We start from the raw sequence: 15,855 nt of genomic DNA, 5'->3' as shown, positions 1-15,855 counted from the left end.
CCGTCCCTTATAATTTCAAGCATGCAGCATATTCGCAACTTCTCCATCATTGCCCACATCGATCATGGCAAATCGACCCTGGCCGATCGCCTGATCCAACGCTGCGGTGGATTGGCGGATCGCGAAATGTCGGCGCAGGTGCTCGATTCCATGGAAATCGAACGCGAGCGCGGCATCACCATCAAAGCCCAGACCGCCGCCCTGCATTACAAGGCGAAGGACGGCAAGACCTACAACCTGAACCTGATCGACACCCCGGGGCACGTGGACTTCTCGTATGAAGTCAGCCGCTCGCTGTCGGCGTGCGAAGGCGCGCTGCTGGTGGTGGACGCCTCTCAGGGCGTGGAAGCCCAGACGGTCGCCAACTGCTACACCGCCATCGAGCTGGGCGTGGAAGTGGTGCCGGTGCTGAACAAGATGGATTTGCCGCAGGCCGATCCGGACGGCGCGCGCCAGGAAGTCGAAGACGTGATCGGCATCGACGCCTCGGAGGCCGTGCTGGCCAGCGCCAAGACGGGCATGGGCATCGACGAGATCCTGGAAACCATCGTGGCCCGCGTGCCGGCGCCCAAGGGCGATCCCGACGCGCCGCTGCAAGCCCTGATCATTGACTCGTGGTTCGACAACTACGTGGGCGTGGTCATGCTGGTGCGCATCATCAATGGCGTGCTCAAGCCCAAGGACAAGATCCTGCTGATGGCCTCCGGCGCCACCCACCTGTGCGAGCAGACCGGCGTGTTCACGCCGAAGTCGCAGCAGCGTCCGCATCTGTCGGCGGGCGAGGTGGGCTTCATCATCGCCGGCATCAAGCAGCTGGAAGACGCCAAGGTGGGCGACACCGTCACGCTGGCCAACAAGCCCGCGGCCAGCGCGCTGCCCGGCTTCAAGGAAGTCAAGCCGCAGGTGTTCGCCGGCCTGTATCCGGTGGAAAGCTCGGAATACGACCAGCTGCGCGATTCGCTCGACAAGTTGAAGCTGAACGATGCGGCGCTGATGTTCGAACCGGAAGTCTCGCAGGCGCTGGGCTTCGGCTTCCGCTGCGGCTTCCTGGGCCTCTTGCACATGGAAATCGTGCAGGAACGCCTGGAGCGCGAATTCGACATGGACATCATCACCACCGCGCCGTCGGTGGTGTACGAAGTCGAGCAGCGCGATGGCTCCGTGATCACCGTGGAAAGCCCGTCGCGCATGCCCGAAGTGGGCAAGATCCAGGACATCCGCGAACCCATCGTGAAGGTCACGCTGTTCATGCCGCAGGACTACGTCGGTCCCGTCATGACGCTGTGCAACAACAAGCGGGGTTCCCAGGTCAACATGAGCTATCACGGCCGCCAGGTCCACCTGGTGTACGAGATTCCGCTGGCCGAGATCGTGCTGGACTTCTTCGACAAGCTGAAGTCGGTGTCGCGCGGCTATGCCTCCATGGACTACGAGTTCCTGGAGTACCGCTCGGCCGACGTGGTGCGCGTGGACCTGCTGATCAACAACGACCGCGTGGACGCGCTGGCCGTGATTGTCCACCGCAGCAATGCGCGCCATCGCGCCCGCGACGTCGTGACCCGCATGCGCGGATTGATCCCGCGCCAGATGTTCGACGTGGTCATCCAGGCCGCCATCGGCGCGGAAATCATCGCGCGTGAAAACGTGAAGGCATTGCGCAAGAACGTGCTGGCCAAGTGCTACGGCGGCGACATCTCGCGCAAGAAGAAGCTGCTGGAAAAGCAGAAGGCCGGCAAGAAGCGCATGAAGCAGGTGGGTAGCGTGGAAATTCCGCAGGAGGCGTTCCTGGCCATCCTGCAAGTGGAAGACAAGTAGAACCAAAAGAAGGCGGTTAGCTGATGAGTTGGAACTTTGCCCTGATCCTGTTTGTTCTGCTGGTCTTGACCGGCATTATCTGGGTGCTTGATCTGGCGGTGCTGCGACGTGGTCGCGAAGCCCGTGCGCAAGCGGCAATGGCGCAGTACGACGCGGCCCTGGTCGGAGACGCTCAGGAAGCCGAACGCCTGCGCCGTGAAGCCGGTGATGCCGCGCGGCGCGTGCCGTGGTGGATCGAGTACGCCGTCAGCTTCTTTCCCGTCATCCTGTTCGTCTTCATGCTGCGTTCGTTCGTGGTGGAGCCGTTCCGGATTCCGTCGGGCTCGATGCTGCCGACGCTGCAGTCCGGCGACCTGATCCTCGTGAACAAGTTCAGCTACGGCTTGCGCCTGCCCGTGATCGACAAGAAGGTCGTCGACATCGGCAAGCCCCAGCGCGGCGACGTGTTCGTGTTCCGCTACCCCGTGGATCCGGACGTGGACTACATCAAGCGCGTGGTCGGCCTGCCGGGCGACGAGATCGCCTATCTGGATAAAAAACTGTACGTCAACGGCGAATTGGTGCCCCATGTGCGCGACGGCGACTATTTTGAGCCGGATCGCGTCTCGTATATTGCGCAATATAAAGAGAAGTTGGGCGACGTTGAGCACAAAATCCTGCTGGATGAGAACAAACCGCAGGATTATTCGCCGATGTGGCAATTTCCCAACCGGGAAAACTGCCAATACAGCCGCAATGGGGTACGCTGCAAAGTACCTGAAGGCAGTTATTTCGCCATGGGCGATAATCGGGACAACAGCGCTGACAGCCGATACTGGGGCTTCGTACCTGAATCCAATATCGTCGGACGCGCGTTCTTCATCTGGATGAATTTCAGCGATCTCAGCCGCATTGGCCGGTTCAACTGATTATGTCGCTAGCCACGCTAGAAAACCGCCTGGATCACCACTTCGGTGATCCAGCCTTGCTTGAACAGGCACTGACGCATCGCAGTCACGGTGCGCGCCATAACGAGCGATTGGAATTCCTTGGGGATTCCGTGCTGAACTTCGTCGTTGCGGCCATGCTGTTCGAGCGGTATTCCAAAATCGACGAAGGCGATCTGTCGCGGCTGCGGGCCAATCTGGTCAAGCAAGCTTCGCTGGCGGATATCGCGCAGCGCCTGGAACTGTCGCAGTACCTGCGCCTGGGCGAAGGTGAATTGAAGAGCGGCGGATTCCGCCGGCCGTCCATTCTTGCTGATACGGTCGAGGCGCTGTTCGGCGCCGTCTTCCTGGATGCGGGCTTTGACGCCGCGCGCCGCGTGATCGTGCGCCAGTACCAGCCGGTGCTGGCCTCGGTCGATCCCAAAACGCTGGGCAAGGACGCCAAGACCTTGCTGCAGGAATTCCTGCAAGGCCGCAAGCTGGCGCTGCCGTTGTACACGGTGGTGGCCACGCATGGCGCGGCGCACAGCCAGCAGTTCGAAGTCGAGTGCGCCATCCCGGCGCTCGAGATCAAGGTTATGGCGCCCGGCGCCAGCCGCCGCGCCGCCGAGCAATCGGCGGCCAAGCTGGCGTTGGAGGCCGCGTTGGCCATCAGCCCGGCGACCAAGGCTGCCCGCAAGTCGGGCAAGGCGCGCAAAACCGCGCAATTGTCGCTGCCTGTGGCAGTGGCTCAAGAGACTAAATGAGCGATACCCCTTTTCGTACCGGCTTCGTAGCCATCGTTGGCCGCCCCAATGTGGGCAAGTCCACGCTGACGAACGCCCTGATCGGTTCCAAGATCTCCATCGTGTCGCGCAAGGCGCAGACCACGCGCCATCGCATCCATGGCGTGTTGACGCGCGAGCACGAGCAGTTCGTGTTTGTCGATACCCCGGGATTCCAGACGCGCCATGGCGGCGCGATGAACCGCATGATGAACCGCGTCGTGACGCAGGCGCTGGCCGACGTCGACGTGGTGGTGCACGTGGTGGAAGCGGGCAAATGGTCTGAAGGCGACGCCAAGCTGCTGCCGCTGCTGCCCAACCCCGAGCGCACCATCCTGGTCGTGTCCAAGATCGACGCGCTGAAGAACCGCGACGACCTGTTCGCCTTCGTGTCCAAGATCATGGCGTTGCATCCGTTCGGCGCCGTGGTGCCTGTCAGCGCCACCAAGAACCAGCAGCTTGACCAGCTGCTGCAGGAAATCGCTTCTCGCCTGCCGGAAGGCGAGGCGATGTTCGAAGAAGACACCCTGACTGACCGCCCCATGCGCTTCATCGCCGCCGAACTGGTGCGCGAGAAGATCTTCCGCCTGGTGGGAGACGAACTGCCCTACGGCTGTACCGTTGTCATCGAGCAATGGGAAGAGACCAGCAAGGGCGCCAGCATCAACGCCTGCGTCGTGGTCGAGCGCGACAGCCACAAGCCCATCTTGCTGGGCACGGGCGGCATGCACATGAAGCGTATTGCCACGGAGGCGCGGCAGGACATCGCCAAGCTGCTGGACAAGCCTGTGCACCTTGAGGTCTACATCAAGGTGCGCAAGGGCTGGTCCGACCGCGAGAGTGCGCTCCGCGATCTGGGCTATGAGTAGACGGGCGCCTCGCGTCCAGGATCGCCCGGGGTTTATGCTGCACGCCACCGCGTGGCGTGAGACCTCCCTTATTGTTCAGACGTTCTCCCGCGATCATGGCTGTGTGGCCATGGTCGCCAAGGGCGCCAAGCGCCCGTATTCCGTTTTGCGTCCCGTGTTGTCGGCCTTCCAGCCTCTGCTGCTGTCCTGGACCGGCAACGGCGAGGTCAAGACCCTGACCCGCGCCGAAATCGCCGGCATCCGTCCGCTGACGGGCACTGCCTTGATGTCGGCCTGGTACATGAACGAGCTGCTGCTGCGCCTGCTGCCGCGCGAGGACGCCCATCCGCTGTTGTTCGACGCCTATGACATGGCCTTGCAGCAACTGTCCAACGGAACCCGCGCCGCAGGCGCGCTGCGCCGATTCGAATGGACGCTGCTGCGCGAAACCGGCTATGGCGTGGACGAAGACGCGCCCGACTTCGAAGACCCCGTGATCGAGCCCGCGCTGCGCCGCGACTTGCGCGAGCGCCTGGCCGAGATCCTGGCTGGCCGTCCGCTGTCCACCCGCCGCGTGCTGATGGATCTGCAACGTATCTGAGCGCGTGGCGCCCCGCCCATGACCTTCACGCTAAAACAGGTCGAAACCTTCCGTACCGTCTATGAGACGGAAAGCGTCACTGCCGCTGCCCGGCGGCTGGACGTGTCGCCCGCGACGGTCAGCGCCACCTTGGCGGCGCTTGAAGCCAGCATCGAGTTGCGTCTCTTCGAGCGGGTGCGCCAGCGCATGCAGCGCACGCCGGAAGCCACGCTGCTGTACGAGGAAATCCGCCGCTTGAACGTCGGCCTGGAAAGCCTGGGACGCAAGATCCGCGCGATACGCGGGGCGGCCCAGCCCAGGCTGCGCATCGGTTGCATCCATGCCTACAGCGGCGCGGTCGTCAGCGACGCGATCTCGCGTTTCCGCGCGCGCTACCCCGACACGCCACTGTATCTGCAGATCCGCGACTCCAATACCTTGCGCGACATGGTGGTGTCGGGCGAGCTCGACCTGGCCGTGGTGGCCGACGAATCAGAACTGGAAGGGTTGCGCGGGCACCGGCTGGCCAGCTTGCAGGCGGTCACGGTTTTTCCGGCGGCGCATGGGCTGGCGCGGCTGGAACGCGTGGATTTTCCGCATCTGGCCGATCTGGATGTGATTGCCCTGAACGCCGAGGACGGCTCGCGCAAGCGGCTGGATTCCTTGCTGCGCCAGGCAGGGCTGAGCTTGCGGGTGGCGATAGAAACCCCGTATTCCAGCACCGTCTGCCAATTGGCGCTGGCGGGGCATGGCGTCGGCATCGCGAACCCCGCGACGGCCGTGGGCATGGAGGCCGCGGGCCTGTGCTACCGACCGTTGACGGCCCCCGTGCATTTCGAATGCCACATGATCCTGCACGGCAGCCGGCCCTTGTCCGAGGCGGGCAAATTCTGGGCCACCTGCCTGCGCGGCGCGCTGGCCCCGCTTGCGGACCGCTTCGGGGTCTAGGCGCCCAAGCCCGGCCGGACTCAGCCGCGGCGTCCGTCGGACGTCACCATCAGCACCACCGACGATTCCGCATCAAGAACGCCCGAACGCCTGAGGCGGGACACGGCTGCCAGCGCGGCGGCCGAAGACAGTTCGGTGCTGAGCCCCCGGCGTTCAAGCCGTTGCTGCGCCTGCGCTGCCGCGGCGTCGGAGACTTCCACCGGCGTGCCGCCCGAGCGGGACAGGGCTTCCAGCGATTGCAGCGTGCAGGTGCCGCCTGCGATGGAATACTGGTCCGTTATGCCTTCCCACAGGCCGCGCGCATCGCCCGCGGCGCGGGCGCGCGACAGGCGTGCGTACGGTTCCACCGGGTGCAGGCGGGGCAGGCGCGCGATGCGTCCGTTTTCCAGCAGGTGCTGCCAACCCAGGAAAACTCCCCACAGCAGGTCGCCACGCGCCGTGGGCACGATGATGTCGGTGGGCGCGCCGCAGGCGTCCAGTATTTCCTGGGCGATGGGCTTGTAGCCTTCCACGCCGTAGGGGTGCGTGCCGACTGGCGGATTCAGGTAGTTGGTGCCGGCGAATGCCCCCTGGTTGCGGCACAGGTCCGCCACGTAAGGCCAGCGGGCCAGGCTGTCCTCGAACGCGCTGAGCTTGGCGCCGAAACGCAGCATGGCCTCGCGCTGCAGGGGCGGGCAGTTGCGGGTGATGGCGATATCCGCCTGCAAGCCGGCCGCCGCGCAATAGGCGGCCAGCGAGACGCCGGCGTTGCCGCTGGAAGCCGCCGCCACGCGGGTCGCGCCTGCCAGGCGGGCGCGTGATACCAGCTGGGCCGCCATGCGGTCCTTGTGGCTGCCCGTGGGATTGGCGCTTTCGCACTTGAGCCAGAGCTGGCCGATGCCTTCGGCTCGCGCCAGATCCATGGCTTCCAGGGTGGGCGTGGCGCCTTCCCCCAACGTGATGGGCGCCAGCACGGGCAAGGAGATGGCGCCGTCCTCGGCAGCGGGGTCGTAGCAACACTCCAGGGTGGCGGGATGGCCCGCCGCCAGGCAACTGGGGCAGCCTTCGGGATAGTCGTCGGGCGACCACAGGCTTGCGCAGCGGATGCAACGCAGGGCGGACAATCTCGGGTTCATCAGCATGGGTCAATACTTCGAGGCAAGGGAGTCCAGGGGGAGGGCGGGGGCGACTTGCAGAAGGCAGTCGCCGTCGCCGCTGCGGGCGATGGCACGCAGGCAGACGATCGTGCCCGCTTGAGGGCTGAGCAGGGCACGCATGGGCGTATCGGGGCGGGCCGGTTCGATCAGGCGGCCGATACGCTGGCCGGCCATGACCGATTGCCCCAGTTCGACGCCGGGCACGAACACACCGGGTTCTCCCGCGCGCAGCGTGGCGGCGGGCGCGTCCAGGTCATAGAGCCGGATATTCGCAGGGCGTGGCAGGGGCAGGTCCGACAGCAAGCCCAGTTCGCCCAGGCAGCCCAGCAGGCCATCGCGGCATCGGTCGGCCAGGTCGCTGCTGGTTTCCCTGCCGCCGCCGATCTCCGCACTCAGGCGCAAGACGCCGTGGCGGCTGGCCGCGGCGGGTAGCGAGCCCGCTTCGCTGCCGCGGAAGAACACGCATTGCGGCAGGCCGAAGGCGCGCGCCAGGGCGGGCAGCCGTTCGTCGTAGGCGTCGTCGCCGTAGCGCGTGATGACCGATGACGGCAGGTAGCGCAGCGACGCGCCGCCGCTGTGCACGTCCACCATGGCCTGCACGCGAGGCAGTAGCCGAGCTTCAAGCGCGGCCGCCACGCTTTCGGTGTAGCCGCGCGCCGGCGCACCCAAAAAGGCGCGGTTCAGGTTGCCGCCGTCGGCGGGCGACAGCCGGGTGCCGGCTAGCGAGGCCTCGGCGTTGACCGCGGGCAGCAGGTAGACCGTGCCGCGCTGCAGAATGGCCGGCAGGTGGTGCCACAAGTCCAGGATGGCCGCCTGGCCTTCCCATTCGTCGCCATGTACGCCGGCGATCAGCGCAACGGCAGGGCCTGGCCCTGCCTCGATCCGCAGCACGGGGATCGTGATGCGGCGATACGCCGATTCGTTGGTGGCGGCGGCGACGGAAAAATCCTCCCGGCTCACGCTGACCATGCGGCGGCTCCTGTATCGGCATGCATCGGGGTCAATCCAGGGTGGCGGCCTTGATGATGTTCTCCCATTTGGGCAGTTCCTTGCGAATCTGGGTCTGTACGTCCTGGGGCGTGCCGCCCAGGGGTTCCTGGGAACGGCTGCGCAATTCCTTCTCGACGCTTTCAGAACGCAGCGCCTGGTTCAGCGCGGCATTCAGGCGGGCGACGGCGGCGGGCGGCGTGCCCGCGGGTGCGATCAGCGCGCTCCAGGCGGACTGCTCGTAATCGGGATAGCCCTGTTCGGCCACGGTGGGCACGTCGGGGTTGGACGCGGCACGGGTTTTGGTCGTGACGGCGAGCGCGCGCAGGCGTCCGTCCTTCAGGTTGCCGATCAGGGGCGGCAGGTTTTCCATCATGGCGTCGACGTGGCCGCCCAGCAGATCCGATAGCTGCGCGGCCGTGGCCTTGTAGGGAATCTGGCGGACGGCGGCGCCGGTCTGGGCAATGAAGAGCTTCACGCCGACTTCGCTGGTCGTGCCGGGATCCGCCGATGTCATGGTCAGGCGGTCGGGCTGGGCGCGGCTGGCGTCGATGAAGCTCTTCAGGTCGCGATAGGGCGAGGCGGCATTCACCACGATGACGTTCGGCGTTTCGGCCACCAGGCCGATGGGCGTCACGTCGCGGTCCAGGTTGTAGAGCTGCTGCTTGAACAGGAACCGGTGCAGCACCAGCGTGCCGACGTGGGCATAACCAATGGTGTAGCCGTCGGCCGGGGCGCGCACCACGGCCTGCGTGCCGATGCGCCCGCCCGCGCCGACGCGGTTTTCCACCACCACGGGCTGGCCAAGCTGGCGGCTCATTTCCTGGCCGACCAGGCGCGCGGTGATGTCCGCGTTGCCTCCTGCTGCGGCCGGCACGATCAGCGTGATCGCGCGCTCGGGATAGTCGGCTTGCGCGGAAGCGGCGGCAAGGCAAAGCAACAGGGCGGCAAGGCAGGCAGTGCGTTTCATGACGATTCCCGAGGCGTTGAGAGCTGCGCCATTGTGGGGGCGCCGCCGGGAGAATCCGTTTGCCTTGATAAGATGGATGTTCGGAAAAAACTAAGAGTGATCCGGCTTGCGCGCATCGGCCCGCTTGCCCAGCCCGTAGCCCACGGCGGCCGCGCCCAACGCAACCGCCGCACCCAGCAGCGCGATCAGCGCCGCGCCATAGCCCAGCATGTCGACGCCCGCCTTGACCCACCCGCTGGCGGCGTCTCCGCCGCGGTAGACCACGGTGTCGATGACGCTCTTGGTCTTGTACTTGTCTTCGGGCGGAACCGCCGTGAACAGCATTTCACGCCCGGGCCGGATCAGCGCGTACTCACCGGCGCGGCGCAGGATCATCGCAGCCGCCAGCACGCCGAAGACGGGAAACGCGGCCAGAGCCAGGAACGACAGGCCCACCGCCAGGGGCACCGCGGTCAACAGGAAGCGCAGGCCCAGGCGGGCGGCGACCCGGCCCGTGATGAAGAGCTGCGACAGCAGCGCCAGCGCCTGGACGGTGAAGTCCAGCGCGCTGAAGACGCGGATGCGTTGGGCGGTGTCGGTGAACGTGTCGGCCACCAGTCGCGCCTGCTCCATGTACAAGAACGTATTGAGCGTGGCCAGCAGCACGACCAGCAAGGAAATGCCCAAGAGGTAGCGCGAGCGAAAAATGCGCGAGATGCCGGCCAGGATGCTGCCCTCGATGGGATGCCGCATGTCCTCCCGCCGATTTCGGTGCGCGTGGCGGCGCGCCATCGCAACAGCCACTGCTTGAGCGGCAGCGTGGCCGTCAGCAGCAGCGCCGACAACAGGAGCAGCCCGGCCGGACCCAGGGTGCCCGCCAGCAATGCGCCCAGCAGCGGACCGGAAAGCCCGCCCGCGCTGGCGCCGGCCGCGATCAGCGCGAACAGGCGCTTGGCCGATTCCATGCGGAACACGTCGGCCATCAGGCTCCAGGCGATGGACACCACGAACAGATTGAAGACGGACAGCCACACGTAGAACGCGCGCGCCGCCCAGATGCTGTCAGGCCGCAAATGAAGCAGGGCGGCGAAACCTGCCATGGTCAGGGCGAAGAGGCTGTAGACCCAGGTCAGCAAGGTGGCGCGCGGCACGCGTGCCGAGAGCCAGCCGAACAGCGGCACCACGGCCAGCGTGGCGACGAAGGTGGCGGTGAACAACCACTGCAGCTGGTTCACGCCCGCCTGGATGCCCAGGGTTTCGCGGATCGGCCGCAGCATGAAATAGCCGCAGAACAGGAAGAAGAAAAAGGCGAACCCGCAGGCGGCGGGCGCGATTTCCTCGTCGTGGATGCCCAGCGCCCGCGCTGCGCGTGCGCGCAGGGAGGAGGGGGCGGCGGCGGCCATGGCGTTATGCCAGCAAGGCGGCGATGCGTTCGCGCAGGGCGGCGTCCGGTTGACGCCCGAAGCCGGCCAGCACGTTGTCGGCCATGTTGGCGGGTTTGGATGTGGCGGGGATGACGGCAGTCACGGCCGGATGGCCGATGATGAATTTCAGGAAGAGTTGCGCCCAGGAGGTGCACCCGATCTCGGCCGCCAGACCGGGCAGGGCACGGCCCTTGACCTGGCGGAACAGGGCCCCGTCCTGGAACGGGCGGTTGATCAGCACCGCGACGCCGTTTGCCTGGCAAGCGGGCAGCAGCCGCTTTTCGGCATTGCGGGCGCCGACCGACAGATTGACCTGGAGGAAGTCGGGCTTCTCGCGTTCGACCAGGTCGGTCAGTTCGTCGTGCGCCGAGTCGGTGTAGTGCGTGATGCCGATGTAGCGGGTCACGCCTTGCTGCTTCAGTTCGCGCAGCAGCGCCAGCTGGTTGCGGGTGTCGATCAGGTTGTGGATCTGGATCAGGTCGAGCTTGTCGCGGCCCAGGCGCTTCTGCGATTGCCGGATCTGGTCCATGGCGGATTCGCGGCCATGGGCGCCGATCTTGGTCGCCAGGAAGTACCCGTCGCCCGTGGGGCCCTGGCGGGCCAGCAGCGCCCCCACGACTGCTTCGGCCTGGCCGTAGCTGGGCGCGGTGTCGATCAGATATCCGCCTTCCCGGGTGAAGATGTCCAGCACCTGGGCCAAGGGCGCCATGGCCGCGGCGTCGTCGGGTGGCGCGTTGAAGGTGTCGGCCGTGCCCAGTCCGATGACGGGAATCTGTTCTTTCGACGTCGGAATGCTTCGGCTCAGCATGGCGGGCTTGACGCTGAGAGCGCGCGCGGCGCCGGCGGTTCCCAGCAGCGCGGCGCAGGCGGTGGTCTGGAGGAAGCGGCGGCGGTCGGGCATGGGGAACGCTCCAAAGAAAAAAGGCCTACACGCGAATGTAGGCCTTTTGCAGGGGTCTTTCGACCGGTGCTTACTCGCGGTTGCCGCCGAAGATGCCCAGCAGCATCAGCAGGTTCGAGAAGACGTTGTAGACGTCCAGGTAGATGGCCAGCGTGGCGGACACGTAGTTGGTTTCGCCGCCGTTGACCACGCGTTGCAGGTCAACCAGCATGAAGGCCGAGAAGACCAGGATGGCCATGACCGAGATGGTCAGCATCAGCGCGGGCAACTGCAGGAAGATGTTGGCCAGGGCGGCGATCAGGATGACCACGGCGCCGATGAACAGGAACTTCTGCATGCCGGACAAATCGCGCTTGATGGTCGTGGCCAGCGTTGCCATCGTGCCGAACACGATCGCCGTGCCGCCGAAGGCCGTCATGACCAGTTGCGAGCCGTTGCTGAAGCCCATCACGAAGCCGAGCAGGCGCGACAGCATGACGCCCATGAAGAACGTGAAGGCCAGCAGCAGCACCACGCCCATCGAGTTGTTCTTGTTCTTCTCGATGGCGAACATCAGGCCGAATGCGCCCACCAGGAAAACGATGGCGGACAGGCCGGGGCTTGCGCCCATGACGCGGTTGATGCCGGTGTAGAGGCCGACGGCGGCGCCCAGGACCGTGGGGATCAGCGACAGCGCCAGGAGCCAGTAGGTATTGCGCAGGACCTGGTTGCGAGCGACCTCGCCCGGCGCGCCGGCAACTGCACCGGAACGGTTAAAAGGGGACGGACGATATTCGTTCATGGAGAACTCCTGTGTACGGCAAAAATAGTGATTGCCTAGAAGGCTTAGATGGGAAGGATACCTTACAGTTCCCTGAAGAATCCAGTTTTTGGAAGATTTAGACTGGTCGCCGGACACCCGCCGCCGGCCGGTTCAACCCGGCCGGACATCTTTCAGCACACGGGCAACGATACCCGGTAATTCGGCATCCATGCGGCTTTGAATCCGTTCGATGGCTTCGGCCAGGGCCTGGCGCATCAGCTGCTCGACTTCGGCCTGCAGGCGGGCGGTCAGGACCGTGGGATCGGGCAGGGCGGCGACGGCCGCCTCGGCTTGCGCTTGCGCGTCGGCTTCCGCCTCCTGCTCGTGGGCGACCTCGGTCAACAGGGGAAACGCATCGTCGTCGAAGGGGGGCTCGGCGTCATCGGCCAATTCCGTCAGCAAGGGCGCGTCCGCCTCGTCGGCCGGCGGGGCGTAGAGCGTTGGCTCGGCCCGCTGGGTCAGGGTGGGGATGCCGGGATCGTTGGGGCGAGTAGGCATGGGGGCTTTCCGAATATCGATGGGCGGGGCGGCAGGGCCCGCCGGGGCGGGCAGGGCGGTCAGTCGCCGGACGGCTGGCGGCTGAGGTCGTGGCTTTGCGGCGTGTGGCCGGCGTTCAGGTAGACGCGCCAGCGTTGGCGCGCCGCCTGCTTGTCGTCAGGGTCATCCGACACGATTTCGAGCAGACGTTCAAAGGCGTCGAAGCCCGGCGGGCACTCGTTGTCCAGATTCAGCAACCAGGGCAAGGGCTGATCGCCGCCATCCGCCGGCCGGGCAGCCTGCGCGGCTTGCTGCGGATCACCCGCCGTCAGCACCACCGGCGTCTCAGGCGCCAGCGGGTCATTGGCCAGCACGTGCGGCACGAACGACGTGTCGTCGAACGCCCACAGCATGCGGTCGAAGGCAGCCAGGCGGGAACCGTCTCTACAGTACACCACCAGCCGTTGGCCTGCCAGGAAGCGCTTGCGCACGACCTGGCAGGCCATGCGCAGGCGGTCGGGCGCGCCGAAGGCGAAGTCGATCCGCGTCATGCCCGGTTCCGTTGCAAGCGCTTCAAACCTGGTCCAGCAGGTATTGCATCAGCAGGGGCACGGGGCGGCCGGTGGCGCCCTTGTCCTTGCCGCCGCGCCACGCGGTGCCGGCGATGTCCAGGTGGGCCCAGCGGTAGGCCTTGGCGAAGCGCGACAGGAAGCAGGCCGCGGTGACGGCGCCCGCCGGAGGGCCGCCGATGTTGGCCAGGTCGGCGAAGTTGGACTTCAGCTGTTCCTGATAGGCATCGTCCATCGGCATGCGCCAGGCGGTGTCCAGCGACTGGCGGCCGGCGGCGGCCAGGGCGTCAGCCAGGGCGTCGTCCTTCGAGAACAGGCCGCTGTTGACGTTGCCCAGCGCCACGACGCAAGCGCCGGTCAGCGTGGCGATGTCGATGACGGCGGAAGGCTTGAAGCGTTCGGCGTAGGTCAGGGCGTCGCACAGGACCAGACGGCCCTCGGCGTCGGTGTTCAGGATCTCGATGGTCAGGCCGGCCATGCTGGTGACGACGTCGCCCGGTTTGTTGGCCGTGCCGCTGGGCAGGTTCTCGCAAGCCGGGATCAGGCCGACGACATCCAGCGGCAGTTCCAGTTCGGCCAGGGCGCGGAACGAACCCAGCACGCTGGCGGCGCCGCACATGTCGTACTTCATTTCGTCCATGGTGGCGGCGGGCTTGAGCGAGATGCCGCCCGCGTCGAACGTGATGCCCTTGCCGACCAGCACGATCGGGCCCTGGGCAGCCTTTGCGCCCTTCTTGGCGGCGGCCTTGGCGCCGGCGTGGCGCAGCACGATGAAGCGCAGCGCTTCGGCCGAGCCCCGGGCCACCGACAGGAACGAGCCCATGCCCAGCGCTTCGACCTGCTTCTTGTCCAGTACTTCCACCTTCAGCGACTTGAATTCGCGGGCCAGGCGCTTGGCCGTGTCGCCCAGGTAGGTGGGGGTGCAGATATTGCCGGGCAGGTTGCCGAGCGTGCGGGTCAGGTCCATGCCGTTGGCGATGGCGCCGCCTTCGCGCAGGCCCTTCTGGGCCTGGGCGGCGTCGGCGCGCTCGACGATCTGGACGATTTTCTTCAGTTTGGGGCGGGCGTCGCGGTCGGGTTTGCCGAAGCTGGCGTCGTAGTGATAGGTAGCGTTGCCGGCCGCGATGGCGGCGCTGCGGGCGCGGGCGATGACGGCCACGTCCGTGACGGGGTTGGCCACCAGCGTGGACACGCCTTCAGTCAGTTGGGCAGCGACGCAGACCGAGGCGAATGCCTGTTCGGCCGACGCGTGGGCGCGTGCCGAGTATTCGTCCTGCTTGCCCAGGCCCACCAGCACCACGCGTTGCGCGGTCACGCCGGGCAGCGCGCGCAAGGTCAGGGTGGAACCGGCGCGGCCGCGGAACTCGGCCTTGACCACCGCGCGCACGGCGCCGTTGGAGGCACGGTCGATGATGTCGGCGGCGGGGCTCAACACGCCATCCGCGTATACGCCGACAGCCAGGGCGGCGGTTTTGACTTGGTGCAGGGAAGCAGTGGTCTGTGTGCTAAATTCCATGAGGGTTTCCCGTGTGCGTCTGTGTATGATGCGGTCGATTATCCCGCATATTCTCCCATGTCTCTATTTAAACGCTCTGTCGTCAGCGAGATCACCAGTCACGCTGGCGTTGTCTTTTCCACGTTGCTCGTCGTGTGGCTCAGCGTGCTTCTCGTGCGCCTGCTCGGTGAAGCCGCGGGCGGCAACATCGGAGCCGACGTCGTCCTGGTGCTGGCAGCGCTGTCGACCATCACCGCCTTGCCGACCATTCTTGCCGTCTCGGTGTTCATCGCGGTGTTGACGACGGTCACGCGCAACTACCGCGAATCCGAAATGGTGGTGTGGTTCGCCAGCGGCCTGTCGCTGGCCGACTGGTTGAAGCCCGTGCTGCGCGTGGCCATTCCCGTCGCCCTGGCGGTGGCCGGGCTGACGCTGGTGGCCGCGCCCTGGGCATACCGCCAGATCGGCGAATACCATGAACGCTTCGAGCAACGCTCCGACCTGTCCAAGGTCACCGCGGGGCAGTTCGCGGAATCTTCCGGCGGCAACCGCGTGTTCTTCTCGGAAGACCCCGCCACGCCGTCCGACGAACTGGGCAACGTGTTCGCGCGCGAAATCGGGCCGGAGTGGCTGAGCGTGCTGACCGCAAGCAGCGCGCACAGCGAGACGCTGCCCAACGGCGACCGCTTCCTGGTGCTGGGCGAAGGCCATCGCTACGACCTGAAACCGGGCACGCCCGAAATCCGGCTGGTTCACTTCGACAAGTACGGCCTGCGTCTGGAAAGCAAGGCCGGGGGCGATCCCATCGGCGAAGCCCGGGCCGCCGCCGAGCGTTCGGCCAAGGCCCGCACCACGATGCAACTGATGGCGGACAACACCGACAGCAGCTGGTCGCAGGTGATGTGGCGGGTGTCGCTGCCGCTGGCGGCGCTGAACCTGGCGCTGCTGGCCATTCCGCTGGGGGCGGTGAACCCGCGCCTGGGCCGTTCAGGCGACCTGCTGATCGCGGGCCTGGTCGGGTTGCTCTATATGAACTTGATCAACCTCTCGCGCGCCTGGATCTCCAACGGCAAGCTCAGCTTCGGCGTCGGGGTGTGGGCAATCCACGGGGTGGTGGCCTTGCTGACCGTGTTCCTGCTCATGCGGCGCCTGCGGGTGAAGGCGCCCAAGAACAGCGCGCCGGCGTAGCGGGGACGGGGCCGCGCCGGCCCGGCGCGCCCCGCGCCCGCCCGGC

General features: G+C 66.2%; 16 protein-coding genes. 7 read left to right on the top strand and 9 right to left on the bottom strand.

The genetic code is table 11. The features are described from left to right. Positions 1-21: 21 nt before the first annotated feature. The 6 genes from lepA to ACO6D5_RS07730 are packed head-to-tail and all read left to right on the top strand — an operon-like array spanning position 22 to position 5,881. Positions 22-1,815, top strand: a complete 1,794-nt coding sequence (gene lepA / locus ACO6D5_RS07755) for a translation elongation factor 4 (RefSeq protein ID WP_006223833.1) — start codon at positions 22-24, stop codon at positions 1,813-1,815. Positions 1,816-1,838: 23 nt separating this feature from the next. Beyond that, positions 1,839-2,723, top strand: a complete 885-nt coding sequence (gene lepB, locus ACO6D5_RS07750; protein ID WP_315845218.1) for a signal peptidase I — start codon at positions 1,839-1,841, stop codon at positions 2,721-2,723. A 2-nt stretch (positions 2,724-2,725) separates the two neighbouring features. Next, a complete protein-coding gene (gene rnc / locus ACO6D5_RS07745) occupies positions 2,726-3,487 on the top strand; it encodes a ribonuclease III (RefSeq protein WP_035212790.1) in 762 nt (253 codons plus the stop codon). Next, complete coding sequence (era, locus tag ACO6D5_RS07740) at positions 3,484-4,374, top strand: GTPase Era (RefSeq protein ID WP_169271911.1); 891 nt, start codon at positions 3,484-3,486, stop codon at positions 4,372-4,374. The genes rnc and era overlap by 4 nt, the downstream gene beginning before the upstream one ends. Continuing rightward, on the top strand, positions 4,367-4,954 hold the full coding sequence (recO, locus tag ACO6D5_RS07735; RefSeq protein ID WP_310032924.1) for a DNA repair protein RecO: 588 nt from the start codon (positions 4,367-4,369) through the stop codon (positions 4,952-4,954). Before era ends, recO begins: the two co-directional genes overlap by 8 nt. A gap of 18 nt (positions 4,955-4,972) precedes the next feature. Further along, positions 4,973-5,881 carry a LysR substrate-binding domain-containing protein gene (locus ACO6D5_RS07730; protein WP_485825059.1) on the top strand — a complete coding sequence of 303 codons (909 nt, stop codon included), beginning with the start codon at positions 4,973-4,975 and terminating at the stop codon, positions 5,879-5,881. A gap of 20 nt (positions 5,882-5,901) precedes the next feature. Here the strand turns inward: ACO6D5_RS07730 and ACO6D5_RS07725 are convergent, their stop codons facing one another. The 9 genes from ACO6D5_RS07725 to ACO6D5_RS07685 all read right to left on the bottom strand — a co-directional run bounded on the left by ACO6D5_RS07725 (position 5,902) and on the right by ACO6D5_RS07685 (position 14,642). Beyond that, positions 5,902-7,002: a pyridoxal-phosphate dependent enzyme gene (locus ACO6D5_RS07725; RefSeq protein WP_485825058.1), complete on the bottom strand. Its 1,101-nt coding sequence runs from the start codon at positions 7,000-7,002 to the stop codon at positions 5,902-5,904. A 3-nt stretch (positions 7,003-7,005) separates the two neighbouring features. Then, positions 7,006-7,986, bottom strand: coding sequence for a M14 family metallopeptidase (locus ACO6D5_RS07720; protein WP_485825057.1), 981 nt, complete (start codon positions 7,984-7,986; stop codon positions 7,006-7,008). Positions 7,987-8,017: 31 nt separating this feature from the next. Beyond that, positions 8,018-8,974, bottom strand: a complete 957-nt coding sequence (locus ACO6D5_RS07715) for a tripartite tricarboxylate transporter substrate-binding protein (RefSeq protein ID WP_315845222.1) — start codon at positions 8,972-8,974, stop codon at positions 8,018-8,020. 452 nt (positions 8,975-9,426) lie between these two features. Further along, on the bottom strand, positions 9,427-10,356 hold the full coding sequence (locus tag ACO6D5_RS07710) for an MFS transporter (RefSeq protein WP_485825056.1): 930 nt from the start codon (positions 10,354-10,356) through the stop codon (positions 9,427-9,429). Between the two features lie 4 nt (positions 10,357-10,360). After that, positions 10,361-11,278 (bottom strand): aldo/keto reductase, encoded by a 918-nt coding sequence (locus ACO6D5_RS07705; protein ID WP_485825055.1) that lies wholly within the window; start codon positions 11,276-11,278, stop codon positions 10,361-10,363. A gap of 70 nt (positions 11,279-11,348) precedes the next feature. Next, complete coding sequence (locus ACO6D5_RS07700) at positions 11,349-12,059, bottom strand: Bax inhibitor-1/YccA family protein (RefSeq protein ID WP_006223844.1); 711 nt, start codon at positions 12,057-12,059, stop codon at positions 11,349-11,351. Between the two features lie 132 nt (positions 12,060-12,191). Next, positions 12,192-12,578: a hypothetical protein gene (locus tag ACO6D5_RS07695; protein WP_315845225.1), complete on the bottom strand. Its 387-nt coding sequence runs from the start codon at positions 12,576-12,578 to the stop codon at positions 12,192-12,194. A 59-nt stretch (positions 12,579-12,637) separates the two neighbouring features. Further along, positions 12,638-13,108: a DNA polymerase III subunit chi gene (locus ACO6D5_RS07690; RefSeq protein WP_315845226.1), complete on the bottom strand. Its 471-nt coding sequence runs from the start codon at positions 13,106-13,108 to the stop codon at positions 12,638-12,640. 22 nt (positions 13,109-13,130) lie between these two features. After that, complete coding sequence (locus ACO6D5_RS07685; RefSeq protein ID WP_315845227.1) at positions 13,131-14,642, bottom strand: leucyl aminopeptidase; 1,512 nt, start codon at positions 14,640-14,642, stop codon at positions 13,131-13,133. Between the two features lie 57 nt (positions 14,643-14,699). Here ACO6D5_RS07685 and lptF point away from each other — a divergent pair, with 57 nt between their 5' ends. Next, a complete protein-coding gene (lptF, locus tag ACO6D5_RS07680) occupies positions 14,700-15,809 on the top strand; it encodes an LPS export ABC transporter permease LptF (protein WP_485825054.1) in 1,110 nt (369 codons plus the stop codon). Positions 15,810-15,855 lie beyond the last annotated feature (46 nt).

Source organism: Achromobacter sp. (assembly GCF_057314935.1).
Note: the sequence above shows the minus strand (reverse complement) of the source record. Positions and strands in the feature narration are given on the sequence as shown.